Source organism: Streptomyces sp. NBC_01341, assembly GCF_035946055.1.
Lineage (GTDB): Bacteria > Actinomycetota > Actinomycetes > Streptomycetales > Streptomycetaceae > Streptomyces.
Genome location: NZ_CP108364.1, coordinates 411,579 through 436,933, shown reverse-complemented (window position 1 = coordinate 436,933; position 25,355 = coordinate 411,579). Strand labels below are relative to the sequence as shown.

Below are 25,355 nucleotides of genomic sequence, written 5' to 3'. Positions count from 1 at the left end.
GTTTCTGGATCGTCGAACGCTGCTTCAGCCGGCTCAAGCAGTTCCGCGCCGTCGCGATACGGTTCGACAAACTCGCCGCCCGATACCGGGCCGGACTCCACCTCGCAGCGCTCGTCCTCTGGCTCCGCGAACCCACCCGGTGATCATTACCAGCGGACTGAACCCGGCCCGTTGCCGAGATCCGTCACCTCTGCTCCAGCAAGAACAGCCGGGACCCCGATGAGCCGGTCGTTCCGGAACAGCACTCGGTCCGGGCGCGGGCCCACCGGCGGTCGGCCATACAGGGCCAGCGCGTCAGCGTCCTCACCCGCTGTTTCGCCGCCCAGATCGACGAGCAGCGCGACAGTCCTGTCCAACTCCCGCTGGACCAGCCGCTGAACCGCATCGGTGGCCTGCTCACGTTCGTTCTCGGTCAACCCGTCGAGCACGAAGGTGAGGACCTGGGTGTCCGGCGCGACGTACCTGACATCGCACACCACGTCTGTGTCAGCAGACAGCCAGAACCAGGCCCGCACCGCCGATCCGAGGGCAGGACGTGCAATTCGCAGTTCGGGACGGTCGGATGGCCCCGTGACAGCGGCCAGCCGGACTTCCCCGAGTACGGCCAGCGCAGAGGTGACGCTCGGTAGCGATGTGGCGGGACGAGCCGGCACCGCTGATCATGGTGTCCGATGCGGTAGTGATTCGTTTCTTCCCTAGTGGCGGTCGTGGGGATCGCCGGTCATGGAAAGAGCACTCCCCGATGACGCAGCCAGTTCGTATCGTGTTCCGCTCCGCACTCCGCGATGCGCCCGCCGTCGGCGAGGGCCTGCGGGTGGCGCTTTATCAGGGCCAGGGGCCGGTCGGCAGCCGGGAGGCGGTGCGGCAGAACATGGACCGGCTGGCCGAGGTCTCCGCTCTGGCCGCGGCCTACGACTGCCAGGTGGTGGTGTTCCCGGAGAAGTACACCACTGGCTATGCCATCGACCCTGGCCAGTGCCGGGAGCTGGCAGAGCACCGCGAGGGGTCCTCGATCGACCGGGCCCGCCTGGCCGCCAAGGAGAACGGTTTGGCCGTGGTCCTGCCCTACCCCGAACGCGACGGGAGCGACTTCTACGACTCCATCAGCGTGATCGCCGCCGACGGGCAGGTGGCCGCCAACTACCGCAAGACCCACCTCTACGGAGCGGCGGAGCGACGCAACTACTCCTTCGGCCAGGAACTGCCGCCCCTCGTCACGATCAACGGCATCACGGTGGGCGTGCTGAACTGCTACGAGTGCGAGTTCCCGCCGCTGTACCAGTACCTCGCCGAGCGCGGCGCACAGATCGTGCTGGGCCCCACCGCCGCCGACGGCCACTTCCGTCTGGCCGACGGCACCATGAGCCGCGTTCCGTACCAGGACGCCACCCGGCACATCATCCCCGCCATGGCCAGCGTCTGGCGTCTGTTCGTCGCCTACGCCAACCGCCGCGGCTGGGAACAGGTCCCTGCCGGCGCCTGGCAGTACCAGGGAAACTCCGGCATCTGGGGACCTGACGGCGAACCCCTGGTAGCCGCCACCGCCGAGGACCGCCACCAGGACTGCCTCCTGATCGCCGACTGCCTGCCCGCGACCATCCCGCCCTTCAGCCCCGAAGGCCACCACCCCACCGACAACCGCCTCGCCCTCAACCCGGTCCTACTCCCCGCCCGCTGAGAAAAGAAGCCAACCACCAGGCGATCCGCACAGCGTCACCATCCCAGGTGCCCCCCGCTGACTGGCCCCCAGTGGGGGATCCAACTGGCCACCATCAACGGCTGACGAAGCTCTCCCACCTAACGAGCTCGTGCACGGTTAGCGGTGCGACGTCGGCGGCGTCGGTGGGGCCTTGGTGCTCACGTCTGCCGAGTCGGGATCCGGTCTGCGGTCTGTTGTTGGGACAGTAGGCCGGCGATCGCTTGGACGGTGTCGTCCATGTGCTCGCGGCGGCCGAGGTGACGGGCCAGCGCCCGCCAGTTCTTCAGGTGGGCGATGCCGTGCTCGACCCGGATGCGGCGTGAGGAATGCGCCTTGCGCTGGCGCTCGTGCATCTCCTCGTACCAGTCCGGGGCATTCTTCTTGAACTTGCGGTGCGGCGGCGTCACGACGCGTCCGCCGGTCTGTGCTCCGAGTCCCTGATAGCCGGCATCGGCAAGGATCTCGACCCCTGCACCGTCGGCCAAGAGCTTGACCAGCCCTAACTCCCGGGCGTGGGTGATGTCCGCGCAGCTTCCGGGCTTGGTCGGGCTGCAGAACAGCAGCCGCCCGTCCCCGTCGGTGAACACCATGGCCTTCACGGCGTTCTGCTTGTTCTTGCCGGAGATGAACCTGTCCCGGTCCTTGCGGCCGACAGCCGGGCGGCGGACACGGATCTCGGTGCCGTCGATGATCCCGGTCTTCCCGGCCTGGCCGAGATGGTGAACAACCTCAGCCAGGGTTCGCAGCCGCACGCCGGGGCTGATGGTGCATCCCCGCTCCGCGAGCAGGGGCCGCACCTTGCCGATCGCCCGTGTGACGGTCGAGCGGTCCACGCCGAACCAGCAGGCCAGCACGTCATGAGTGACCCCGTGGCGAAGGTGCACCAGCGTGGCCAGGAGCCGGTCGACGAAAACCATGCGGTGCTTCGCACCGGCGCCCACGGCACGCGTCCGCGGCCTGGACGTGCGCCTGGCCTGGTGCCGCTCATGCCACAACGGTCCCACCTCAGCGACCAGTTCGGCGATCACAGAGGCTGACAAGCCCGTGATCCTCCGGTCACTGATGATCGCTGTGCGCGTCACATTCCCCACCACGCAGCCATGATCGCCGATCCAAGCTCGACGTCGCACCGCTAACCGTGCACGAGCTCGTTAGGCGTCGGTGTGACCCAGCAGCTTCTTCATGGTGGGCACCGCCAGCGTTCTGCTCTTCAGTGCCACGGTGGCCCTGTTGCCGAGCACGACCACATCGCGTCCGAGCGTCGGCAGCAGCGTGGTGCCGCCCTCGGACCCGAAGGGCACGGAGAAGATGCGCACCGGCGCCGGCTTGTAGGGGCGTGGACTGTTCCCGTGCTTGCTGTTGTCCAGGTAGGCACGGATGTTGTGAGCTGCGGCCTCGCCCTGCGCGATGGCCGACGGGCTGAGCTTTGCTTCGGACACATCGTTGACGTCGCCGATCGCGAAGATGTCCCGCTGTCCCAGTACCCGCAGGTGTGTGTCCACCATGATGTGGCCGCTCTGGTCGAGCCACGCCCCGAGGCCCGCGAGCCGGAGCCACAGCGTGTTGGGGGTGGTACCCGTCGTCCAGAACACGACATCGGCGCCGAGAGGGCTGCCGGCCTGGTCGCGCAACCGCATGCCGACGCCGCCGGCGGAGGAGACGACGGTGTTGAGCAGGACACTCACGTCGCGCTGCTCCAGCCAGGCCCTTGCCCGACGGCCCATCCGGCCGGTGCCGTGATTGGAGAGCAGTCTGGGGCCGGAATGTGCGAGGGTCACCGTGGCACCGGGGTTGGCCTTGCGCAGTTCCGCAGTCAGTTCCACCCCTGAGGGGCCGCCCCCGATGACCAGCATGCTGCGCGCCTGTGCGACGCGGCGCTGGTGGTTCCGGAACGAGGCGGCCGCCTCCTCGACGCTGTATCCGGTGAAGCGTGCGGGCTCCTGGTAGTCGGCGCCTGTCGCGAGCACCAGTACGTCGTACGGCACTCGGTGCCCCGTGGCGAGGACGACGTGGCGCTCTGCCGTCGCTATGCCGACGGCCTTGTTCCGTACGACGCGGCCGTTGGCCAGGAGCGAGTCGTACGGGATGAAGGGGGCATACGTCCAGTCCTCGTCGGTGCTCGCGCGAAGTGAGGCGACGCGGTGGAAGAACGCTTCCTTGAGGTCGATCAGTGTGACGTCGACGTCCGCGTCCAGTTGGCGGGCCAAGCGAATCCCGGCGTACCCCCCGCCGATGATGACGGCCCGTCGCGTGGTCGTGGCCATGGCCATGATCAGCTCACTTCTTTCCGCTGGTGCTGACTGCTCGTGATCCGGAGGGGCGGGGCCGTCGCGAACCGATGGCGCCCCTCATTGCACGCCTGACGAGGGCTTTTAGGTTCAAGGCCGGGGCCTTTGCAGCTCCGAACCCCCACCACATGGAAGAAGGGTGAAGATTTCGTGTTTTTCGGTCATGTGGGATAGATGTGACGGGGGCTGTGTGTGATCCGCGACGGGGTGATCCTCGCGGGCCGTCACCGTCGAATCACCCTCGAAGCGAGTGTGCGCACGGCAGGCGCGCTCGCGGAATGGAAAGGGCACGGTGGGCGTTCTCCAGCAAGACGGCCGGTCGTCTATTGTTCTCGACGTAGGTCACCGACACATCGGCCGTACAGCAGACGTCAGCCGTCGCGATCAGGCGACCGGGCGCCTTACCCAGCAGCGGATTCCGCAGGGACCGCACCCTCGAAGACCAGGAGATCAAATCATGCGTGTCGAAATGTGGACCGATGTCGCCTGCCCGTGGTGCTACGTCGGCCGGGAGCACTTCAACAAGGGGCTCGCCGACTTCGCGCATCGTGACCAGGTAGAGGTGGTGCACCGGTCGTTCGAGCTCAACCCGACGGCCGAGAACGGCACCGTGCCGATCATCGACGCGGTCGCGGCGCAGTACGGGCGCACCCACCAGCAGCAGGTCGACAGGGAGCACCAGGCGGCCTCCATGGCGAACGCGGTGGGCCTCGAGTTCCGTATCGGGGGACGTGTCTTCGGTAACACTTTCGACCTGCACCGTCTCGGCCACTTCGCCAAGACCCGCGGTCTGCAGGGCGAGTTCCTGGATCGCGCGTTCCGGGCCAACTTCGCGCAGGAGCGCTCTGTCTACGACAGGGAGACCGTGGTGGACCTGGCCGTCGAGGCGGGGCTGGAGGAGTCCGAGGTGCGAGAGGTCCTCGCCGACCCCAAGCGATTCGCCGAGGATGTGCGAGCCGACGAGCGACTCGCCTCGGAGATGGGTGTGAGCGGAGTGCCCTTCTTCGTGCTCGGCGGTCGTTACGGGGTGAACGGTGTCCAGTCGCCGGCGTCCTTCACCCGGGCGCTGGAGCAGGCGTGGGCGGATCAGCCGGCGGCTTAGGGGCCTCGGGGCCGGCTGTCGGCCGGGTGCGCGGGAGCGCACCCGCTCCGCTCCGCCCCGCGGGCGCCACTCGGCGTGATCGCGGACGGCACACGTTCCTTCTGCCGGCAGTACGGCGGCGTAGGCGCTGCGGTGACCGGCTGGGCAGATCCACCGGAAGCCGTGCCTCCCGGACGCCTTGGCCAGGACTGCCGGCGCGGAGGCGGCTCGCGCATCACCGCGTACCGCCGGCCGGTGGGCTGCGCGGCGGTTCCCCGGCGCCTCGGCGCGCGAGGGGTCGCTGCCGTCGCTCACCCGAAGCTCGGGTGGCAGGACATCTCCATCGTGGAGGTGAGTTGCCGTCGGAACGCTGCCGCCCGGGGATAGTGGTCCAGGGCCCGGACGAGGGCCGGCAGGAGGTGGCGCTCGGCGCTCACCCATTCCGCGGCGTCTGCACACCCCCGGAACTCCTGGGGATGCACGCCAGGGCGCGGAGGCGGCAGGATCAGCGTCCTGCGGTGCGGTGCGAGCAGGGCGGTCGCGGCGTCGGCGCTGTACACGTAGTGCTCGAACATCCTGGCGCGGGTCTCGGAGCGGGCGCTGCTCGGGTCCAGCGCCGAGCTCAGTTCGTCCGCGAACGCGCGCAGCAACTCGTGGCAGGTGTACCTGCCCGGGACGTGCTCGACGAGCAGGTGGTGGTCGGCGAGTTCGGCCAGGTTCCTACGCGTGACCTGCAGATCGGTGTCGGCGAGGCTGGCCGCGGCCCTCAGAGTGATCTCGGGTGAGGGGTGCTGGCTCAGCGACCGGAACAATTGGGCCCCACCCACGCTGAGGGCTTCGTACGAGCGCTGGAACGCACTTCGGGCGTCTGTCCGGGGGTCGCCGCTGAAGAGGGCGAGAAGACCGTCCCGCAACTCGGCCGCAAGTGTGGCGAGGGAGGGGCGCGGTCCCGTCAGCGCGCGGGTGGCCACCACGGCCAGCGCCAGCGGCAGCCCCCCGCACAGCTCGACGATCTCGTCGGCGCAGGCCATCTCGGTCCTGATCCGGGCGGAGCCGAGGCGGCGCTCGAGCAGTTGCATGCTCTCCCGCGGGGCCATGGGGTTGAGCGTGAAGAGCTCGGCGTAGTGAGTGACGGCGAGCCCTTCCAGCTTCCTGCGGCTGGTGACGATCACCAGGGACCCCGGAGTCGCCGGGAGCAGAGGTCTGACCTGCTCGCAGTGCGCCGCGTCGTCGAGCACCAGGAGCAGACGGCGTCCCGCCAGAGCACTCCGGTAGACGGAGCCGAGCGCGGCGGCATCGAGGTCCCCTCCGCCCCGCCCCACTCCCAGCGCGTCCAGCACCGCGGTCATCGCCTGCGCCGAGTCGAGGCGCGGCCGATCCGGATGGTGCCCCCGCAGATCCACGTAGATCTGTCCGTCGGGGAAACGGTCTGCGACCCGGTGGGCGCAGCGCACGGCCAACGTCGTCTTCCCGACTCCGGCCATTCCGCTGATCGCGACGGTCGCCGCCGACGCTTCGCCACCGCCGTCCCTGGTGACCAGGTCCAGGATCCGGTTCGACACCTCGTGGCGGCCCACGAACGCGGTGGGACTGGCGGGCAGATGGGGCGGAACCTGTGGTGGCTTCGCCCGCGTCGTCAGGTCCTTGCCACGCTGAGCGCAGCCGCGTTGCAGGAAGCGCCGCCTCGCGGCGCGCAGGCCGGGACCGGGCTCGACGCCGAGTTCATCGGCGAGTGTGCGGCGGATGTCTTCGAACTGTTTCAACGCCTCGGCCTGGCGGCCGGTGGCGGCCAGGGCGGCGATGATGCGGGAGTGGATCGCTTCGTCGAAGGGGTGACCCTCCACTGCGCACCGCAGGACGGACAGGACCTCTTCCGTCAGGGCGGGTGCCGCCCTCAGGACGACGTCGGTCGCCTCCTTGGCCGTTGCGACGAACTCGTGTCCGACGGACGTGAAGACGGGATGCCACGCGACGGGGGTGCCGTCGGCGACCACGGGACTGCGCCACAGCCGAAGGGCCTCGATGAAGTCCGTCGCTGCTTGTGCGGGGTTGCCGCTCTCCACCGCGAGCCGCGCTCGCGCACGAACGTCGCGGAAGCGCAGGAGGTCGGAAGTCGACGCGTCGGCCAGGAGGCGGTAGCCGTCTGCGGCCCGTGACAGATGTTCCGCGTCGGTCCGGCTGCGCAGGCCGGGTTCCAGCAGCTTCCGCAGCGCACCGATATGACGGTGCACCACGTTCACGGCACTGGCCGGCGGCTCGTCGTCCCACAGGACGTCGACGGCGTCGCTCAGGGAAACCGGGCCGGGCGCGCGCAGCAGCAGGAGCGACAGCAGCGCCAGCCGCTTGGGGGGCCCGACGTCGAGCTCACTGTCCCCGCGCACGGCCCGTACCGTGCCGAGGATCGAATAGCGCACCGTCGCATCCGTGGTTCCGTGGCCGCCCTTCACCTGGCACCGCCTCCCGCCCCTGCGGAGTGTCCGTCGTCGTCCCCGAAGGCCGAAGGTGACGTGGAGAGAGGCGGCCACGCACACATGGGCCCGCGCTCAACCGCCGAAACGGGCGTCGCCGCGGATCGGAGCGGAGGGCGAACCGGGCTCGTGGGGCCCGCACGGTCGGTCGGGGTACGGCGATGTGCCGGCCAAGGCCGGATGGTGTGGCTCACTGAGTCATCAGCTTCCGGACTCGCGGGGCCACCTCGTTGCCGAAGAGTTCGATGCTGGTCATGAGAGCCTCGTGCGGAAGCCCCTGCATCCCGTACTTCAGATCGAAACGACTGGCATCGAGCTCCCGGAGTGTGGTGACCACCTTCCGCGCCACCGTCTCCGGCGAGCCGACGTAGAGGGCTCCCCCTGGACCGACGTCGTGCATGAAGTGCTCGAAGGCCGGGGGGCGGAAACCCCGTTGCCGCGCCATCGCGCGGACGGCCTTCTCGTAGTACGGCCAGTACTCCTCGACGGCCTGCTCGTCGGTCTCGGCGACGTGACCGGGGCTGTGCACACCGACGGGCCGGTCAGGCATGCCGAACCGGCTCAGAGCCTCGCGGAAGAGCTGCCCGAGAGGTGCGAACCGCGCCGTCTGGCCGCCGATGACGGCGAGCATGAGCGGGAAGCCGTAGCGGGCAGCGCGTACGACGGACTGCGGATTCCCGCCGACGCCGATCCACGTCGGAATCGCACCGGTCTCACTGCGCGGATAGACGGGCTGGTCGTCGAGCGGGGGCCGGGTGCTGCCCTTCCACGTGACGGGCTGTTCCTTGCGGAGCTCGGCGAAGAGGTTGACCTTCTCCTCGAACAGGACGTCGTAGTCGGCCAGGTCGTAGCCGAACAGGGGGAACGATTCCGTACTCGACCCTCTTCCGAGGATGAGTTCGGCGCGGCCGTTCGATACAGCGTCGAGCGTCGCGTAGCGCTGGTAGACCCGGACGGGGTCGTCCGAGCTTATGACGGTCACGCCGGATCCGAGCCGTATACGAGTGGTCCTCGAGGCGATGGCTCCGAGGATCACGTCCGCCGCCGATATGGGCATCCAGTCGGTGTGGTGCTCACCGATGGCGAAGTGATCGAGGCCTGTCGCATCGGCGAGCACCCCCTGGTCGACGAGGTTGCGGATCGACTGGCCGTGAGTCAGCGCTCGCCCTTCGGCATCGTCGGAGACGTCGCCGAAGGTATCGAGGCCGAGCGTGATCGGATGCTCGCCCGCAGGCGGGGGGCCCTGACTGGTCATTGAGAGGTTTCTCGTCCGAACTGACAGCGAAGGGGTCCGGCCGATGATGGATCGGCGGGCAGGCTGAATGCTGAATGACAAGTCAAGTAAACGGCAGCAGTAATTGTTCTGTCAAGGAGGGGTCTGTGGGTGTTATGTCCCGGGTGGCGGATGGCCGGTCTGCGTCAGGACGGCAGATCCACCCATGTTCCGTGCGGTGCCACGCTGAGGAGTGACGACAGCCCGGCCTCGTCGAAGGCCAGCTCGAGGTCGGACAGGCCCTCCGAGAAATGCGTCCAGCCGTCGTAGTGGGCGGGCATCACGAGCTTCGCGTCCAGGACTGCCGCTGCCGCCGCGGTCCGCCTGCTGTCCATGGACAGAGGCCGGCCGCCGAACTTCGCCGGGACCCGCGCCGCCCCCGCGTGGAGCAGCGCCGCATCGATGCCCGGAACGCGCCGTGACACGTCCGCCACAGTACGGATGGAAGCGTTGTCGCCGCTGACATAGAGCGTCGGCAGCCCCTGGCCGGACAGGACGAACCCGGTGACCTCGCAGTTGACGTAGCCGTCGGCGTCGCGCTCGGCGTCCTCCGGGCCGTGCACCGCGGGCACCGCGAGGACGGCTAGATCCCCGCCCCCGTCCCGTCGCGGCACAAAGTGGCTGGACCAGGGTGCAAGGCCCATCGCCGGCGGGCCGATCCGCCCGGCCGAGAGGGGGCCGGAGATGACCAGCGGCGCCGTCCCCGCGAACGCGCGCCCCCGCTCGTCGAAGTTGTCGGGATGGAGGTCATGGCTGACCAGCACAAGGTCGACCGGCCCCAGAGCGCTCTCGGCGACAGCCGGGCCCGTCGTCTTGGTGAGATAGCCGTGGGGACCGGGCTCGTCGAACGTCGGATCACTGACGATGCGCAGGCCGCCCATGTCGATGACGGCTGTCGGGCCGCCCAGCACGGTCACCGCGCAATTCTGCCGTGCCAGTTCGGTGGTCGTCATGTGCATCCTCACATTCGGGGTTCTCGACTGCTCCGTGTGTGCGCCGTACGTCGATGCTGCCCGGACGGCGGGTCACATGCCCGTCGAGCGGGATCTCCCCGTGCCGGTTCGGCGCACGATCGGCACCCTACTGCCGAGCGGGGTCGTGTGGGACGTTCGCAGGCGCGTCGTCGCCCGCCCGGCGGCTGCCCGGAACCATGTGCGGGCTCGGCAGCCGGTAGGCGTGACGAGACGCGCGGAAGCGGTGCCGGGCGGCAGAGCCACCCGGCACCCGCGCTGTCTCAGGCCGCGGCGTCGAGCACGACGCGGAAGCGGGCCGCACCCGACAGCATGCGCTCGTACGCCTCGGGCGCCTTGGCGAAAGGCATGACCTCGACGCTGGGACGGATGCCGTGGGCGAGGCTGAACGCGAGATTGTCCTCGTTCTCGATGGAGGAACCCGTCAGGCTTCCGACGACCGAGTGGGTACCGAAGATCAGGTCGGGGGTGGCAATGGTCAGGGGGTCGGGAGCCGCACCGACCACGACCAGCTTGCCGTTCGGGGCGAGACCGCGGACCAGCGGGTTCATGGAGGCACCGCTGGTGGCCGTGGCGACGATGATGGAGGCGCCGCCCAGCTCGCTCAGTGCGGCCCCGGGGTCCGTGCTGTTGCTGTCGATGTAGACGTGGGCGCCGAGCTGCCGCGCATACGCCTCCTTGTCCTTGCCCCGGGCTATGGCGGCGACCTGGTAGCCGAGGCTGCGTGCGTACTGCACGGCCACGTGGCCCAGCCCGCCGATGCCCTGCACCGCGACGAGGGCGCCGGCCCTGGTGGGGCCCTGCTGCAGCGCGATGAAGGTGGTCAGGCCGGCACACAGGAGCGGGGCCGCGTCGATCGCCGAGATGCCCTCGGGGATGCGGACCAGGCCGCTGGCGCGGGCGTAGGCCACCTCGGCGTAACCGCCGTCGACGGTGGTGCCCGTCTGCTCCTGGGCGGCGCAGTTCACGAAGTCACCGCGGCGGCACGACTGGCACTCTCCGCACTGTCCGTTCAGGAAGCCGACTCCGACGCGCTCGCCCGGCTGCCATGCGGTGACGCCGGCGCCGACGGCATCGATCACGCCGACGATCTCGTGCCCGGGAACCAGCGGCTGGGAGGGGTCGCTGCGCAGGCCCTCGATGGTCAGCACGTCGGTGTGGCAGATCCCGCAGGCCTCCACCCTAAGGCGTACGTGCCCCGGTGCGGGCTCGACCAGCTCGCGCTCCACCAGCTGGAGGTTGTGGACACCTGTTGCCTCGAAAGCTCGGTACGTGGACATGACTTCTCCTGGGGGTCGTTCGGCGCACGAATGCGGGGGAGGAAAGGGCCGGTCCGGATGCGATGGCTTCGTTGCGCATCGCGTCCGTGACGGAGGCATGCCTCGGCACGGAGCGGAGTCCGTTTGTCAAAATGACCGGTCGACTTAAACGAGCGTAACCCATCGCAGGCGCACTCCGCCCTCGGTGTCCTCGCATGTCTCGCGGGTTTGTGTGGGGAGCACCTGAAAACAGGTGAATTCCCGCGGGGGACGTACGTGCTGCCGGCGTATCCCGACCCAGGAAACGCGCGCCGCCGCGTCCGTGCGTGAGGGTCAGCGGGACGGGGAGGGGTGACCGCCGACCCGGCTCTGCACTCGGCGCAGGGCCGCATGAGGGGCGGACCGCGTGCGCCGGCCGCGGGCGCGCCCTGTGCGGGCGCCGCGGAAAAGGAGCGGATCGGTATAATATGGTCAGTCGTTTTGACGTGCCGTAGCCTCAGGACTCGCCACCGCGCCGACTCCCGTTCTGCCGTGCGGAGTGGGCCGGCGCGGTGGAGCATCGCAGGGCGGCCGGTTGACGTACGAGGAGGCGAGTGAGTTGGGGCGAGCATCGAAGCGCGAGCAGATCGCGCAGGCGGCCTTCGAGCAATTCCATGAGCGCGGCTTCAACGCCACGGGCATCAGTGACATCACCACGGCCGCCGGCGTGCCCAAGGGCTCGTTCTACAACCACTTCCCCAGCAAGGAGGCGGGGGCTCTGGAGGCGTTGAGCCGGTACGCCGACACCTTGCGGTTCGATCTGCTCACGACGCCGGGGCAGGCTCCGCTCGAGCGCCTCAGGGCGCACTTCGAGTACCTGAGCAGGGACACGGTGGACAACGGGTTCGTCCGAGGCTGTCTGGTGGGCAATTTCGGGGCCGAGGTCGCTGACCACAACGACGAGATCCGGTCCGCGGTCAGCAACGGGTTCGCGCAGTGGGCCTCCCGGCTCGGACAGGTGCTCGCCGAAGCGAAGGAAGCGGGCGACGTGGACGGCTCCCTTGACGTGGACGCCACCGCGCTGTTCATCCTCAGCGCCTGGGAGGGAACGCTGATCGCGGCGCGGGCCGACAAGTCGGCGGCGCCCGTGGACGCGTTCTTCCACACCGTCTTCGACGTGGTCCTGCGCTAAGGGCCCACTCGTGGCCACGTTCTGCGCCGGCCGTTTCCGCGGCGGCCCGCGACCCGGTTGCCCCTCATCGCAGGTGGACGTTCTCCGCATGGCATGAGCAGGCCGCTCACGCTCTCGTGGCGGCCCCGTGTGGTCGTTCGGGCCGGCGTGCCGCACGTCACAGGCCGGGTTCGATTGACGCAAGACGACCGGTCGTCTATATTCGAACCCAGGTCGAGCTGATCGGCCTTCGCCACAAACCCTCTCTGAACGGAGCAATCCCATGGCTACTCCCGTCAAGCTCGCGGTCATCTACTACTCGTCCACCGGCACGATCACCGAGATCGCCAAGGAACTCCACGACGCCGGCGTCAAGGCCGGCGCCGAGGTCCGCCTCCTCAAGGTCGCCGAGCTGGCCCCGCAGGCGGCCATCGAGTCGAACCCGGCCTGGGCCGCCAACCACGCCGCCACCGTGCAGATCCCCGAGGCCACCCCCGCGGACGTCGAGTGGGCCGACGCTGTCATCTTCGGTACGCCGACCCGCTTCGGTAACGTATCCGCGCAGCTGAAGCAGTTCATCGACACGCTTGGCGGCCTGTGGGCCGAGGGCAAGCTCGCCGACAAGGTCTACAGCGGCTTCGTCTCCTCCGCCACGGCCCACGCCGGGCAGGAGGGCACGCTCCTCGCGCTCTACAACTCGGTGCACCACTTCGGCGGCCTCACCGTGACGCCGGGCTTCACCCAGCCCCACAAGTTCGTGGACGGCAACCCCTACGGCACCTCGCACGTCGACGGCCAGGGCAGCAAGCCGGTCGACGACATCACCCGCACCGCCGCTGGTATCCAGGCGGAGCGCGTCATTCGGATAGCCGCCGCGATCAAGGCCGCTGCCTGATAGTCCGCTTGTCGGCGCCGCCCGGCGGTTCCGTGCCCCCGAAGCGCAGGTGCGGACGCGCGGGCGCCGCGTAGGCGGCGCCCGCCGGCACCGGACCCGCCCCGATGCCGTCACGTCGGCATGCGTCCACCTCGCAGGTCGGCGCCGGGAGGATGACGATATGTGTATCGGGCCGGGCGGGAGTCCGTGGCAGCGAACGGTGTCCTCCCGGACGGGGCGCAGCAGTGCGCCCCGGGGGAGCCAAGAAAGGAAGACATCATGAAGGAATTCCTGGTCGAGCTCACCACTACGGTGCCCGAGGGCACCGACCCGGCAGAGGTCGACCGCCGTCGCGCGGTGGAGTCCACACGTGCGGCCGAGCTCGCGGCGGAGGGGCGCTTGTTCCGCCTGTGGCGTCCTGTGGGAGAACTTCGCAGCATCGGCGTATGGCGTGCCGAGGACGAGTCGGAGTTGCGCGAGCAGGTCCTCGGAAGCCTCCCCCTGTGGCCCTGGATGACTGCTGTGATCACCCCCCTCCAGTCGCACCCCAACGATCCGGGCCGGACCGTCTGAGTACAGCCGCGCGGCGCCTTTCCGTGCCGTGACGCCAGCTACGGCAAAGCCGTGGGCAGAGTGAACCTGAGCGAGATGAGGAACTCCTGATGGAGAGTGCAGAAGCACAGCGAACCGCCCTGCGCGGGGTCATGGACGGATGGAAAGCAGCGGTAGACGCGCACGAACCGGAGAAGGTGGCCTCGTACTTCACCGGCGACGCGATCTTTCAGGGACTGCACCCTTACAGTGTCGGCCGCGCGGGTGTCGCACAGTATTACGACTCGCAGCCCATCGGGCTGAAAGCGGAATACGAGGTGCTCGAAACCCGGCTGCTCTCGGAGGACGTCCTGCTCGGATATCTGAGCGTCGACTTCTCATTCGTGGACCGGCCGACGATCGGCGTCGTCCTGAGCGTCGTGCTCACGCGCGTCGAAGGCGAATGGCGCATCGCTCACTATCAGGTGTCCAAGACCGGCTGACGATTCTGTCGGAATGGCGCCGACCTAATGCAATGTGGCGTGGTGGATATCCACCACGCCACATTGCATTAGGTCGGCGCCATTCGTCATGCCGGCGCGCACGGTCGGCCGCCGCGAGGCCCACCACGTCGACAGGCCCCCGCCGGATCCGGTCCGGCGGGGGCCTTGGGTCGTTCGAGATGCACCGCGGGGTGCACCCGCCTCGCCTCGAAACGTATCGGTGAAGCGGGCGCGACGGGCTCAGAGGTGGTCGACGTCGACGACCGCCTGGGCGAAGGCGGTGGGTGCCTCCTGCGGCAGGTTGTGACCGATGCCGGTGAGCGTTCGGTGGGCGTACTTGCCCGTGAACCGGTCGCGGTACGAGGCCCCGTCACCGGGTGCGGTGAAGGGGTCCAGCTCGGCGTCGAGGGTGATGGTGGGTACGCCGATGAGAGGCCGGGTGGCCAGCCGCCTCTCGTACCTGTCGAAGCGCGGCTCGCCATCGGCCAGGCCCAGCCGCCAGCGGTAGTTGTGGATGACGATCGCGGCGTAATCGGGGTTCTCGAACGCGGCTGCCGTGCGCTCGAACGTGGCGTCGTCGAAGCCCCAGGTGGGGGAGACGGTGTCCCACACGAGGCGGCCCATGTCGTGGCGGCCGGCCTTGTCCTCCATCGCGAGACGGCCCCGCTCCGTGGCGAAGTAGTACTGATACCACCAGGCGTGCTCCGCCTTCGGGGGCAGCGGCATCTTCTGCGCCTCGACGTTGGTGATGAGGTACCCGCTCACCGAGACCAGGGCCTTGACCCGCTCCGGCCAGAGCGCGGCGACGATGTCCGCGGTACGGGACCCCCAGTCGAAGCCGGCCAGCAGGGCCTTCTCGATCTTGAGAGCGTCCATGAGGGCGATGATGTCCAGGGCGATCGCGGATTGCTGGGCGTTGCGGAACGTACGGGAGGAGAGGAACCGGGTGGAACCGTGGCCCCGGAGGTACGGCACGATGACCCGGTAGCCCTGGTCGGCCAGCAGGGGGGCGACGTCGACGAAGCTGTGGATGTCGTAGGGCCAGCCGTGGAGGCAGATGACGACGGGCCCGTGCGCGGGTCCGACTTCGGCGTAGCCCACATCCAGAACGCCGGCCCGAACCTGCTTGAGCCCGGAGAAAGAGGTGTGGGTGCCGGGTGTCAGGGCGGGCACCGTAGGCGTCCCGGCCCTGCCGGTGGAGGCGGCCGAAGCGGCTGCCGAAACGCCCTGCAGACCCGTCAGCGACACCGCCGCCGCTCCCGTGCCGAGGCCCACGACCTGGGTGAAAGTACGCCTGTTGATCATGTGACATCTCCGTCGTGCGGTTCTCAAGTGTGTGTACAGAAGCCTGTGATGACTGATCGTCCAGCCATCGTGGTGCGACTGCGCGATGACTGTTCCACAAGAAAAGTCACCAGTCAAACAGGTGACGATTCGTATCCTCCGCACACCGAAAGGGGCGGGCGGCGTCATTCGCGATCGAGCGGAGTGTCCCCGCGAAACGTATGTCGGCAGCTTCACACGTATGTCGAGTCAATCACCCGGTGTGTCTTCCGGCCGCAGGGGGTGCGCCGGGCCGCTCGGCGGTGGTGCCTGCCACACGTCGCCCGCCGGTTCCGAGAATCTGCGGCAGCGCGGGTCGACGCCCCCGGAAGGCCGGTGGGCGCTCCTCGCCGGGCACCCTCGCCGTCCGACCACGCACGCCCGACGGTTCCGCCGTCCGTAGGAGGTTCGAGGTCCCACCAGTGAGGATGCCGGTCCTGGTGCCCTTCGGTGCGGTGGCCACAGACTTGTCGCCATGGGAAGTGTGCGAAACAACGACCTCGCGTTCCCCGGCGTCGGCCCGGGAACCGCCACCGGCCACGCACCGGGCCCGGCCTCCGGTGCTGCGGACGCATCGCGCTCTCCCTGGGTGCACGTCGCACAGGCAGCAGCGGCACTCGCCACAGGAATGGGTGTCGGCCGCTTCGTCTACACCCCCATTCTCCCGCTGATGCACGCGCAGGCCGGGCTCTCGGCCGGGGCCGGGGCGAACCTCGCGACCGGGAACTACGTCGGATACCTGATCGGGGCCCTCGCCGGCACATTCCTTCCGCGACTCGGCCGCTCGTCGGCCGTCCTGCGAGGCTGCCTGCTGGCGTTGGTCGTCAGCCTGGCCGCGATGCCGCTGACCCACAGCACCGTCCTCTGGCTGCTGCTCCGCTTCGGTGCGGGAGCCTTCAGCGCGATGATCTTCGTGATCGCCGCGAGTTCCCTGCTGAGCCGCCTGCGCGACCAGCCGGCCCACTTGCCCGGCTGGGCGTTCGGCGGCGTCGGGGCCGGTATCGCACTGTCCGGTCTGCTGGTCCTCCTCCTCCGTAATGTCGGTGACTGGCGGGCCGCGTGGTGGGCCTCCGCCGCGCTGGCCGCGGTGCTCACGGTCCCCGCCTGGGGCCTTCGCCCCGAACCCGCTCCTCCGGCGGCCCCCGCCACCTCGGGGCCGGAGAAGCGCACCGGCGGACCGCGCACGCACCGATGGTTCACCGCCCTGTTCGCGTCCTACACGCTGGAAGGAATCGGCTACATCATCGCGGGCACCTTCCTCGTCGCGGCGATCGAGCAGAGCTCTCCCGGCTGGATCGGCAGCGGTGCGTGGGTCCTGGTCGGTCTGGCGGCCGTACCCTCGGCGGCGTTGTGGGCCTGGCTGGGACGCCGCTGGTCCCGGCCGGATCTGCTGCTGGCCGCGCTGGCCGTTCAAGCTGTGGGCATCGCACTGCCCGGCCTGGTGGGCGGGGTCTCAGCCGCGCTCATCAGCGCGGTGCTGTTCGGATCCACCTTCATCGGCGTCAGCACCCTGGCACTCGCCACCGGAACGCACCTGCGGGTGCCGCGCGCCGTGGCCATGCTGACCGCCGGGTATTCGGTCGGTCAGATCCTCGGGCCGTTGGTGGCCACCCCTCTCCTGCGCCACAGCTACCACCAGGCTCTGTTCCTGGCAGCGGTCGTCGTCCTCGGGGCGGCCCTGACCGCATTCGTTCTCCGCATCGGATTTCCGCACAGCATGCCGCCGGCCGCCCCTGTCGCTCATGCGGCGACAGCGGGTGGCCGCGACCTGACCTCCACCGGGTCCGGAGTGCGAGAAGAAAAGTAAGGATTGTCGTCGCGCGATCTCCGGTGGATCGGACCGGATGAATAGGCGGCTCGAAGTGGCGGAATGGATTCCGGTTGTGGGCTAGGACTACGCGCGTGACCTACTCCGGCGCGTCGCCATCTACACTGCGCTTATGGCAGACGCGACGACGATCGAACCCCTCAACCCGGACGAGGAGGCCTTCCTCCGGGCTCTTGGCAAAGTGATGGCCTTTTTGCCTCGAACTGTCGACGCGGACATGTTCGACGAACATCCCATCTCCAGTACCGAGTACATGGTCCTGGTGCACCTTTCGGAGGCGCGGGACAACCAGATGCGGATGAGCGAGCTGGCCAATATGTGCGGCCTCTCGCTGAGCGGCATGACCAGGGTCGTCAAGCGGCTGGAACTGCAGTCGCTGGTCATTCGGGAGAAGTGCCCGGACGACGGGAGGGCGTGGCTCGCCGGCCTCACCCCCGACGGGTGGGCACAGTTGAGGGCGGCCTGGCCGTCGAACCTCGCGAGTGTCCGGCGTCACGTCTTCTCCCGCATGGAGGGATGCAACATCGCCGCGGCGGCTGAAGCGCTGGAGCGCATAGTCGCACCGTGACGCCTCGGCGTACCGAGGCATGAAGAGACGGCCGCCGACAGGCGGACCGGCACGAGGCGCCCCGCCCGACAGACCGTCGGGCGGGGCGCCTCGCGTATGCGGGGGTTCTCGTCGTGTATCGGCTCCCTGCGTTACGTGGAGCTGATCCCCTCCTGCCGCCTTGTCGGCGGGGATGGGGCAGGTGCAGGGGGAGGTGAGGGGGTCTGTCTGCGCGGCCACGTCGCCATGTGCGCCGTCACCTGTTTGACAGGTGACGGCTGAACTGTAAAGCTGTCACCTGTTCAGGCGGTGACGAGCCGCTCGGTGTCAGTTCATCTCTGTGGGAGTGCAGACGATTATGGATCTGAAGCTCGAAGTCTTGGTTCTGCCCGTTTCCGACGTCGACCGGGCCAAGGCGTTCTACGAGGCGGCCGGCTTCCGTCTCGACGTCGACTACGTGGCCGATGAGAACTACCGGGTGGTACACCTCACGCCGCCGGGGTCACAGGCCTCGATCCTCTTCGGCACCGGCGTCACCACCGCTGCGCCGGGATCGGTGCAGGGTCTGCATCTCATCGTCTCCGACATCGAAGAGGCTCACGCCGAGCTGTCCGCACGTGGCGTCGCGATGGGCGAGGTCTTCCACGACGCCGGCGGCGTCTTCCACCGAGGCACGGACGTGGCCCGGGTCTCCGGCCCGCACCCGGAGCGCGCGAGCTACGGCTCGTTCGCCGCTTTCAGCGACCCGGACGGGAACGGCTGGGTGCTCCAGGAGGTGACGACGCGGCTGCCGGGCCGCTGACCGCGTCCTGCGGAACCGACGCGCGTTGACCCGCGCACGAGCAGGTGTGCGCACAGCGACGCGGACCGCCCTCGTCACAGCTGACGTGAATCCAGCCGTCCGCCACCGGACCCGAGGCGGCGTCACCGACGGTGCGCCATCCCGGGTGGTGGAAGGCGGCCCTCGGGTCCGATCTCGGTGTGGGCGGGGGAGTGGTGACTTCGGGCGTTGTCCGCCCGCGCCTCTCCTGTGCCGTGTGCGTGACCAACGGACTCGGGCGCCGAGCGGCACGTCGGCGCGGATACGCGCCGGGGTAGCATGGCGGACGTGGAGTTGCGTCAATTGCGGTACTTCGTTGCCGTCGCCGAAGAGCTGAACTTCGGCCGGGCTGCCGAGCGCCTGTTGATCGCAGGCCCTTCCCTGTCGCAGCAGATCAAGGCCCTCGAACGCGACTTGGGCGTCCGCCTCTTCGACCGGGACCGCCGCTCGGTGTCTCTGACACCTGCCGGTACGGCGCTGCTGCCGCACGTCCGCGCGCTGCTGGCACGTGCCGAGGACCTGCGGCTCCGCGCCGGTCGGATGTCCGGATCGGAACCGGTCCGGCTTGGTTACGTCAGCTGGCTCCCACCTCACCTGACCGCTCGCACCGCGGCGGTGGCCCAGCTTCACGTCGATCCGTGGGTCGCCCCCTCGCACACCCAGGCCGCACGGGTGGCCGACGGGAGCCTGGACCTCGCCGTGTGCTGGGTAAGGACCGAGGACCTCGAGCAACACGGCCTGAGCGCCAGACTTCTCGGCGCCGACCGACTGTACGCCGTCGCCGCCGGGGACGACGCGAGTGGCGTACCTGCCCGGGACACCGCCGTACTGCTCGACGACGACACGACCTCCTGGTCGTCCTGGAACACCTACGCCGAACTGCTCGCCCGGGACACCGGGGCCCAGCTGGTGCACGTGGCGCACGGGGGCACCAGCGGTTCCGCGTTCTTCGACCACGTTCGCCGCAGCGACCGGCCGGTCATCAACAACCCGAAGGGCCAGAACGGCGTCATGCCGCCCGGCCTCACCCAACGGCCCGTCATTTCACCGGAGATCTACTGGACCTGGTCGCTGGTCCGGCGCCGGAGCGACATCCGCCCCGAGGTCCTCGCCGTCGTCGACGCCCTGTGCCACGACGTGGGAGACCTCGGTCTCGGGGAGGCCAGGACCTGGATCCCTGACGGGGACCCGCACAAGCGATAGGGGCGCACCGATCGCCCAGGACGCCGAGCGCCCCACGCGACCGGTCGCTCCTGCCGCTCCGGATCAGGTGTTCTTCTCGCCCCTGTCGCGGTAGGTCTCGAGGATGCGCAGCCAGACCTCGCTGATCGTCGGGAAGGCAGGGACGGCGTGCCACAACCGATTGATGTTCACCTCACTGGTGATCGCGACGGTCGCCGAGTACAGGAGCTCCTGGGTTCCGGGGCCGACGAACGTCGCGCCGACGACATTTCCGCGCTCGGCATCGATCAGCACGCGGGCCGTTCCGCGGTAACCGTCGGCATACTGCACCGCGCCGGCGATGCGGCCCATGTCGTAGTCCACGACATCGACCCGGCGCCCGGCGCTCGCCGCTTCCTTCGCCGTCAGGCCCACACTGGTCACTTCCGGTTCGGAGAAGACCACTTGCGGCACGGCGGCGATGTCGGCTGTCGAGGCGTGCGCCCCCCACCTGCCGTCGTCGAGCTTCTCGCCCTTGGCGCGTGCCCCGATGACGCCGCCCGCGATCCGTGCCTGGTACTTCCCCTGGTGTGTCATCAACGCCCGGTGGTTGACGTCGCCCACCGCGTAGAGCCACCCCTCGGGCACATCCGTCACCCGGTAGGAATCGTCCACGGTCAGCCAGTCGCCGGGGGTCAGCCCGACGGTCTCCAGGCCGATGTCCGCAGTGTGCGGGGAGCGGCCCGTCGCGAACAGGATCTCGTCGGCCGTCAGGGAACCCCCGTCGGACAGTGTGATCCGCACAGGACTTGACGGCCCGTCCTCCCGGACGACGCCGCTGACGGACGTGCCGAAGCGTACGTCCACGCCGGCTGCGCGAAGCGAGTCCGCCACCATCTCCCCGGCGAACGGCTCCATCCGATGCAGAAGCCCCTTGTCGCCCCGTACCAGCATGGTCACCTGGGAACCGAGCGCCTGGAACGCCGTGGCCATCTCCACGGCCACCACGCCACCCCCCACGACGGCGAGCCGATCAGGCACGTGCCGGGCCGCGGTGGCATCACGGTTGGTCCAGGGACGGGCCTCCGCCAGACCGGGGAGATCAGGGAAGGCAGTGACCGTCCCTGTGGCCACGGCGACAACGTGCCGCGCGGTCAGGCGCACCGTCTCGCCGTCAGCGGTCGTGACCACCACCTGGCGCGGGCCTTCCAGCCGGCCGTGACCGCGCACCAGATCCACGGACACGGAATTCAGCCACTCGACCTGGTCCTCGTCCTGCCAGTAGGCGGACATCTTGTCACGATGGGCGAACACCGCGGCGACGTCCAAAGGACCCTGGACAGCGGCCCTGATCCCGGGTACCCGGCGGGCGTCGGCCCGCGCGACGACAGGCCGGAGCAGCGCCTTGCTGGGTTCACATGCCCAGAACGAGCACTCTCCGCCGAGCAACTCGTTCTCGACGATCACCGACGTGAGTCCGGCGGCACGGGTGCGGTCCGCCAGGTTCTCGCCGGCAGGCCCGGCGCCGAGAACCACCACATCGTAGACGCGAGAAGTGCTGTTCATTCCCCAGCTCCGTCCTTCGTTCGAGTCGTAACCGCTGCGCCGCGCCCCATGGTCGAGGCGCCTGCGTGAGTCGGCGGCAACGGGTGACGCAGCGCTACTCCATCTTGCTCCAGTTGCGGAGACATCGCCTGGTGGGTACCGGGCTCAAGGACGGAGCCCTGAAAGGTGCGCCGGGCTCCGGGTGGGAGAGCCGTGATCAAACGTACGTGTCCGAGGGGCATGACCGGGCACGAAGGTCCCCACACACGTTTGCGAGCCGCCACCGGAGCACCGGTGGCGGCTCGCAGGGTCCGTGTTACCCGTCAGAGAGCGGAAGCCAGTTCCTGAAGGATTCGGGCCGTGGATTCGGCGCGGGCGTGGCGGTAACCGGTACCGGCCCACAGATTGATCCGTTCCGGATCCTGGGCGGCGGTTGCCGCTTTGCGCATCGGGCTGGTCAGGTGGTGCACGGCGGGGTAGCCGTGCGGCGCGACATCGCTGTAGCTGTCGGTGAACCGGTTGCGCAGCGCCCTTGCCGGCCTGCCCGTGAAGGCCCGGGTGACGGTGGTACCCCGGCTGTTCGGGGCGGTGAGCGCGGTCCGGTGGGGGAGTGAGGTCCCGGCTTCGTCGGCACGCAGAAGTGCGGTCCCGACCATGGCCGCACTGGCTCCGGCCCGAAGTGTCTCGGCGACCTGGTCCGGTGTTGCCAGACCTCCCGCGCCGATGAGGGGCAGGTCCACGCTGTGCCGTACCTCGGCCAGGAGCTGGGGGAGGGGAACGGCGGCCGGCGTGTGTTTCGGGGTGAAGGTGCCGGAGTGCCCTCCCGCTGCCGAGGCCTGGACGATCAGCATGTCGACGCCGGCCTCAGCGGCCTCCGCCGCCTCCGCGGATGAGGTGACCGTCTGTATGACGAGTGTTCCTGCCGCGCGCAGAGACCTGATGACCGCCGCCTCGGGCAGGGCGAAGGTGAAGCTGACCGCCGGGACGGGCTGCTCCAGCAGCAACTCGATCTTCTCGCGCCAGCGGTCGTCGTCCTCGACGATTCCGAGGCTGCCGAGGTCGAGACCGTGTGCCAGGGCCTCGGGCGTGATCGCTCGGGCATAGTCCTGGAACGCCGTCGGATCTACCGGATGGGGGCCGGGTGCGAAGAGATTGACGCCGAAGGGGACACCAGCGGCGCGCACCTCCGTGATCTGCTCGGTCAGTGCGGCGACGTCCTTGTAGCCGGCTGCGAGGAAACCCAGACTGTCCGCACGTGCCGCGGCGACGACCAGTGCGGGTGTGCCGGGGCCACCGGCCATCGGTGCGGCCAGGACGGGGGTACGCACTCCGAGATCGGCCAGTGGCGCATTCATGTCTGTCTACTCTCCTGGCGGTGGCAGCGGAGGCCGCTCCTCGGAGCGGCCACGCTCCTTGTGGTCGGTGCCTGGTCAGTGCCCGGCGGTCTGGCCGCCGTCGACGGGCAGGATCACACCCGTGACGAACGGGGCGTTCTCCAGATAGATCACCGCGTCGCTGATGTCACTGATCTCGCCGATGCGGCCCACCGGGTGCAGCTCGCCAAGCGCCTCGTGCGTTTCCTCGGCATGCATAGGAGTCTTGATCGTACCCGCGGCGATCGCGTTCGAACGGATGCCCTTGGAGGCATATTCGATCGCCAGTGCCTTGGTGACAGCCTGCAGCCCGCCCTTGGACAGGGAGGCGAGAACGGCGGGCACGTTCGAGTTGGGGTGTTCGACGAGACTGGTGGTGATCTGCACGACGTGACCGCCACCCTGCTTGAGCATTTCAGCGATCGCGAGCTGGCTCACACGGAAGAAGCCGGCGACGTTGACCGCGAGAACCGCCTCGTAGTCCTCTTCGGTGTACTCGGTGAACGGCTTGGAGATGAAGATTCCCGCGTTGTTGACGAGGGAGTCGATGCGACCGAACCGCTCCACGCCCGCCGAGATCACGCGCTCGGCAGTGGCGCGGTCGGAGATGTCGCCCTGGATGGTCAGGATGTCCGGGTCCTGCGACTCGGCGATATTGCGCGAAGTGGCTACGACGGCGTAGCCGAGCTCCCGGTACGCGCTGACGATGCCCGCGCCGATGCCCTGCGAGGCACCGGTGACGACGACGACCTTCTGATCCTTGTTGCTCATGACGGCCTCCTGCGACTGAAACGGAGCCGATCGCTAGCCGACCGGCCTCCTGAAAGATAGACGATCGGTCGTCTAAGTTCAATCACCCGCCCACGGTGTGTCGCGGGGTGTGGCGCCCGTGAGCGGTCACCCATCTGGCGCGCGCGGCAGGACCTGTGGAGTCGGCTTTCCCTCTGTGGATGCAGGCGCCGCGAGTCGAGAACGATGTCATCGGTGAGTCACCGCATAACGGATGGGTGAACGAACGGAGGTTACTAGTCGAATGGTCGTATACTAGCTACATGGGCCGTACGAGCGATGCCAGAAGCAAGATCCTCACCGCTGCGCAGTCTCTCATCGAACTGCGCGGATACTCGGCGCTGGGCGTGGCGGAGATCTGTAAGACCGCCGGTGTGCCCAAGGGTAGTTTCTACTACTTCTTCGAGTCCAAGGAAGTCCTGGCGCTCGCTGTGATCGACGAGCACTGGGCCGCGCAGCAGCGTGACTGGGACCGCATTCTGCTCACCGACCAGGAGCCTCTCCAGAGGCTGAAGCAGCTGTTCGAGGAGACCAAGGCCGCTCAGCACGCCGGCCAGGCCACGTGCGGATCGGTTTCCGGGTGCATGTTCGGCAACCTCACCCTGGAGATGAGCACCCAGACCGAAGCGATTCGCCTGCGGCTGCAGCAGATCTTCGAGGCTCAGGTCGACATGGTCGAAACCACGATCCTGGAAGCGCTGGGGCGCGACGACGTGATGGTGGCGGATGCCCGCGAGGCCGCTCGTTCCGTCGTCGCGCAACTGGAGGGGCAGGTGCTCCTCGCGAAGCTGTACAACAACACCTCCCAGCTCGACGCGCTCTGGCTGAACTGCCTGGCGCTGCTGGGGGCACGCTCCGAGCAGAGAGTCCCGGCGGTTTGACTCTTCGGTAACCCGCTGCAACCTGATGTATCCAGCGGGCACTGTTGAGGCGTCATCATGACGCTGCGCCCGGGGGACTCGGCCGCGTACGGCATCGTTCAAGCGATCGTGCCACGGCGGGGCAGTTGGCTCGGCGTTCGCTGTCGGCGCATGCCGCCGGTCGCTCCCGGGGTGTTGTCCTCGGGGCGATTCGTCGTCCGCCAGGTGCGTCCGCTCGGCCGTGGATCGTTCGCGGCCGTCAGTCGGGAGTCCGCCTCCGCGCGCGTGACCGAGGCCCGGCCGGGGGGGTGTCCGGCCGGGCGCCTTCGAGGGCCCTGACTCGGTGGCGTGGTCAACCTCGGTGTCGCGTCGAGTGTCAGACCCACGGGCTGTCGGTGCCGTCGACCGGCCGCGGCGACGAGGTGCGAGAGATCTTGCGATGCCGCCCGTGGCCCGCGATCGTCTCGTTCCCTGTGCGCCGCTGATCGTCGTCGGCCTGCGGCCCGCGGTGCCGACCGGTTCCGTAGATGGTGAAGGTCGTTCCAGACCAGACGAGCTCGGTCTGTACGTCGATGGTGGAGTGAGCCATGGGATTTTCCCCTCCGAGTGGGTTTGTTCTCGTCTGCGTGCGAGGTGGAGACCGGACGATGGTGGAGGCCGTCCGGCCGCGAGGCTGCGCGCCCGCCATGGGCGCCTACGACAGGCGGCCGGGCGCACCCGTACGATGCTGACCGGGTGGGGTCGGTGATCCGTTCGCAGCGGGTGGGGCGGTGCCGGGGTGTGGGCGACTGGCATGATCGACACCAGCGCTTGCCGGTGATCACTCATCGCTTGGCCCTGGGAGTGTGTGACACACCTAGTTGCTGCGCGCAGCAACTATAGAGGTGTTTCTGTATGCGGGCAAGCAGCGTGCGCAGCTGGTGTCGCTCGCTGCCACCGCTGCCGCGAGGTTGCTGCCGAGTGTCGTGTTCGCGGTCGGTGCCTCGGTGTGCCGCTGCCCGGGCTGGGGGCG

At 68.8% G+C, this 25,355-nt stretch carries 23 protein-coding genes and 1 pseudogene; 12 read left to right on the top strand and 12 right to left on the bottom strand.

Annotated elements, in window-relative coordinates:
- Nucleotides 1–8: 8 nt before the first annotated feature.
- Nucleotides 9–143 (top strand): annotated as a pseudogene (locus tag OG206_RS01785) (IS5/IS1182 family transposase); the annotation flags it as partial.
- Between the two features lie 3 nt (nucleotides 144–146).
- On the opposite strand, the gene OG206_RS01780 reads toward OG206_RS01785, so the two are convergent.
- Nucleotides 147–515 (bottom strand): hypothetical protein, encoded by a 369-nt coding sequence (locus tag OG206_RS01780; protein ID WP_327111433.1) that lies wholly within the window; start codon nucleotides 513–515, stop codon nucleotides 147–149.
- A 227-nt stretch (nucleotides 516–742) separates the two neighbouring features.
- On the opposite strand from OG206_RS01780, the gene OG206_RS01775 reads away from it, so the two are divergent.
- Nucleotides 743–1,678, top strand: a complete 936-nt coding sequence (locus OG206_RS01775; RefSeq protein ID WP_327111431.1) for a nitrilase-related carbon-nitrogen hydrolase — start codon at nucleotides 743–745, stop codon at nucleotides 1,676–1,678.
- A gap of 179 nt (nucleotides 1,679–1,857) precedes the next feature.
- Here OG206_RS01775 and OG206_RS01770 read toward each other — a convergent pair whose 3' ends face one another.
- Both OG206_RS01770 and OG206_RS01765 read right to left on the bottom strand, forming a co-directional pair.
- Nucleotides 1,858–2,739 (bottom strand): transposase family protein, encoded by an 882-nt coding sequence (locus OG206_RS01770; protein ID WP_327111429.1) that lies wholly within the window; start codon nucleotides 2,737–2,739, stop codon nucleotides 1,858–1,860.
- 111 nt (nucleotides 2,740–2,850) lie between these two features.
- Nucleotides 2,851–3,969, bottom strand: coding sequence for an NAD(P)/FAD-dependent oxidoreductase (locus tag OG206_RS01765; protein ID WP_327111427.1), 1,119 nt, complete (start codon nucleotides 3,967–3,969; stop codon nucleotides 2,851–2,853).
- A gap of 475 nt (nucleotides 3,970–4,444) precedes the next feature.
- Between OG206_RS01765 and OG206_RS01760 the strand changes: the two genes are divergently transcribed.
- Entirely contained in the window at nucleotides 4,445–5,089 is a 645-nt protein-coding gene (locus tag OG206_RS01760; RefSeq protein WP_327111425.1) for a DsbA family oxidoreductase, read from the top strand.
- Nucleotides 5,090–5,379: 290 nt separating this feature from the next.
- On the opposite strand, the gene OG206_RS01755 is transcribed toward OG206_RS01760, so the two are convergent.
- From OG206_RS01755 to OG206_RS01740, 4 genes are all read right to left on the bottom strand, one after another.
- Nucleotides 5,380–7,482 (bottom strand): AfsR/SARP family transcriptional regulator, encoded by a 2,103-nt coding sequence (locus tag OG206_RS01755; protein WP_327111423.1) that lies wholly within the window; start codon nucleotides 7,480–7,482, stop codon nucleotides 5,380–5,382.
- 244 nt (nucleotides 7,483–7,726) lie between these two features.
- The gene (locus OG206_RS01750; protein WP_327111421.1) at nucleotides 7,727–8,791 is read right to left on the bottom strand and encodes an LLM class flavin-dependent oxidoreductase; all 1,065 of its coding nucleotides are present in this window, start codon (nucleotides 8,789–8,791) and stop codon (nucleotides 7,727–7,729) included.
- A 164-nt stretch (nucleotides 8,792–8,955) separates the two neighbouring features.
- Nucleotides 8,956–9,762, bottom strand: coding sequence for an MBL fold metallo-hydrolase (locus OG206_RS01745; protein ID WP_327111419.1), 807 nt, complete (start codon nucleotides 9,760–9,762; stop codon nucleotides 8,956–8,958).
- 281 nt (nucleotides 9,763–10,043) lie between these two features.
- On the bottom strand, nucleotides 10,044–11,060 hold the full coding sequence (locus OG206_RS01740; RefSeq protein WP_327111417.1) for an alcohol dehydrogenase catalytic domain-containing protein: 1,017 nt from the start codon (nucleotides 11,058–11,060) through the stop codon (nucleotides 10,044–10,046).
- A gap of 577 nt (nucleotides 11,061–11,637) precedes the next feature.
- Between OG206_RS01740 and OG206_RS01735 the strand changes: the two genes are divergently transcribed.
- From OG206_RS01735 to OG206_RS01720, 4 genes are all read left to right on the top strand, one after another.
- A complete protein-coding gene (locus tag OG206_RS01735; protein ID WP_327111415.1) occupies nucleotides 11,638–12,210 on the top strand; it encodes a TetR/AcrR family transcriptional regulator in 573 nt (190 codons plus the stop codon).
- A 262-nt stretch (nucleotides 12,211–12,472) separates the two neighbouring features.
- Nucleotides 12,473–13,084, top strand: coding sequence for an NAD(P)H:quinone oxidoreductase (gene wrbA / locus OG206_RS01730; RefSeq protein WP_327111413.1), 612 nt, complete (start codon nucleotides 12,473–12,475; stop codon nucleotides 13,082–13,084).
- Between the two features lie 258 nt (nucleotides 13,085–13,342).
- Complete coding sequence (locus tag OG206_RS01725) at nucleotides 13,343–13,636, top strand: muconolactone Delta-isomerase family protein (RefSeq protein ID WP_327111411.1); 294 nt, start codon at nucleotides 13,343–13,345, stop codon at nucleotides 13,634–13,636.
- A gap of 89 nt (nucleotides 13,637–13,725) precedes the next feature.
- Entirely contained in the window at nucleotides 13,726–14,097 is a 372-nt protein-coding gene (locus OG206_RS01720) for an SgcJ/EcaC family oxidoreductase (protein ID WP_327111409.1), read from the top strand.
- Between the two features lie 240 nt (nucleotides 14,098–14,337).
- Here OG206_RS01720 and OG206_RS01715 read toward each other — a convergent pair whose 3' ends face one another.
- On the bottom strand, nucleotides 14,338–15,402 hold the full coding sequence (locus OG206_RS01715; RefSeq protein ID WP_327111407.1) for an alpha/beta fold hydrolase: 1,065 nt from the start codon (nucleotides 15,400–15,402) through the stop codon (nucleotides 14,338–14,340).
- 646 nt (nucleotides 15,403–16,048) lie between these two features.
- Between OG206_RS01715 and OG206_RS01710 the strand changes: the two genes are divergently transcribed.
- From OG206_RS01710 to OG206_RS01695, 4 genes are all read left to right on the top strand, one after another.
- On the top strand, nucleotides 16,049–17,227 hold the full coding sequence (locus tag OG206_RS01710) for a YbfB/YjiJ family MFS transporter (protein ID WP_327122153.1): 1,179 nt from the start codon (nucleotides 16,049–16,051) through the stop codon (nucleotides 17,225–17,227).
- A 133-nt stretch (nucleotides 17,228–17,360) separates the two neighbouring features.
- Entirely contained in the window at nucleotides 17,361–17,816 is a 456-nt protein-coding gene (locus OG206_RS01705; RefSeq protein WP_327111405.1) for a MarR family winged helix-turn-helix transcriptional regulator, read from the top strand.
- Nucleotides 17,817–18,153: 337 nt separating this feature from the next.
- Nucleotides 18,154–18,597, top strand: a complete 444-nt coding sequence (locus tag OG206_RS01700) for a VOC family protein (RefSeq protein WP_327111403.1) — start codon at nucleotides 18,154–18,156, stop codon at nucleotides 18,595–18,597.
- A 297-nt stretch (nucleotides 18,598–18,894) separates the two neighbouring features.
- Nucleotides 18,895–19,818 (top strand): LysR family transcriptional regulator, encoded by a 924-nt coding sequence (locus OG206_RS01695; RefSeq protein WP_327111401.1) that lies wholly within the window; start codon nucleotides 18,895–18,897, stop codon nucleotides 19,816–19,818.
- A gap of 63 nt (nucleotides 19,819–19,881) precedes the next feature.
- Here OG206_RS01695 and OG206_RS01690 read toward each other — a convergent pair whose 3' ends face one another.
- From OG206_RS01690 to OG206_RS01680, 3 genes are all read right to left on the bottom strand, one after another.
- On the bottom strand, nucleotides 19,882–21,342 hold the full coding sequence (locus OG206_RS01690; protein WP_327111399.1) for a dihydrolipoyl dehydrogenase family protein: 1,461 nt from the start codon (nucleotides 21,340–21,342) through the stop codon (nucleotides 19,882–19,884).
- 302 nt (nucleotides 21,343–21,644) lie between these two features.
- Complete coding sequence (locus OG206_RS01685; RefSeq protein WP_327111397.1) at nucleotides 21,645–22,676, bottom strand: nitronate monooxygenase; 1,032 nt, start codon at nucleotides 22,674–22,676, stop codon at nucleotides 21,645–21,647.
- Between the two features lie 75 nt (nucleotides 22,677–22,751).
- On the bottom strand, nucleotides 22,752–23,465 hold the full coding sequence (locus OG206_RS01680; protein ID WP_327111395.1) for an SDR family NAD(P)-dependent oxidoreductase: 714 nt from the start codon (nucleotides 23,463–23,465) through the stop codon (nucleotides 22,752–22,754).
- Between the two features lie 281 nt (nucleotides 23,466–23,746).
- On the opposite strand from OG206_RS01680, the gene OG206_RS01675 reads away from it, so the two are divergent.
- Nucleotides 23,747–24,364: a TetR/AcrR family transcriptional regulator gene (locus OG206_RS01675; RefSeq protein ID WP_327111393.1), complete on the top strand. Its 618-nt coding sequence runs from the start codon at nucleotides 23,747–23,749 to the stop codon at nucleotides 24,362–24,364.
- A gap of 355 nt (nucleotides 24,365–24,719) precedes the next feature.
- Here OG206_RS01675 and OG206_RS01670 read toward each other — a convergent pair whose 3' ends face one another.
- Nucleotides 24,720–24,932: a hypothetical protein gene (locus tag OG206_RS01670; RefSeq protein WP_327111391.1), complete on the bottom strand. Its 213-nt coding sequence runs from the start codon at nucleotides 24,930–24,932 to the stop codon at nucleotides 24,720–24,722.
- Between the last annotated feature and the right edge of the window lie 423 nt (nucleotides 24,933–25,355).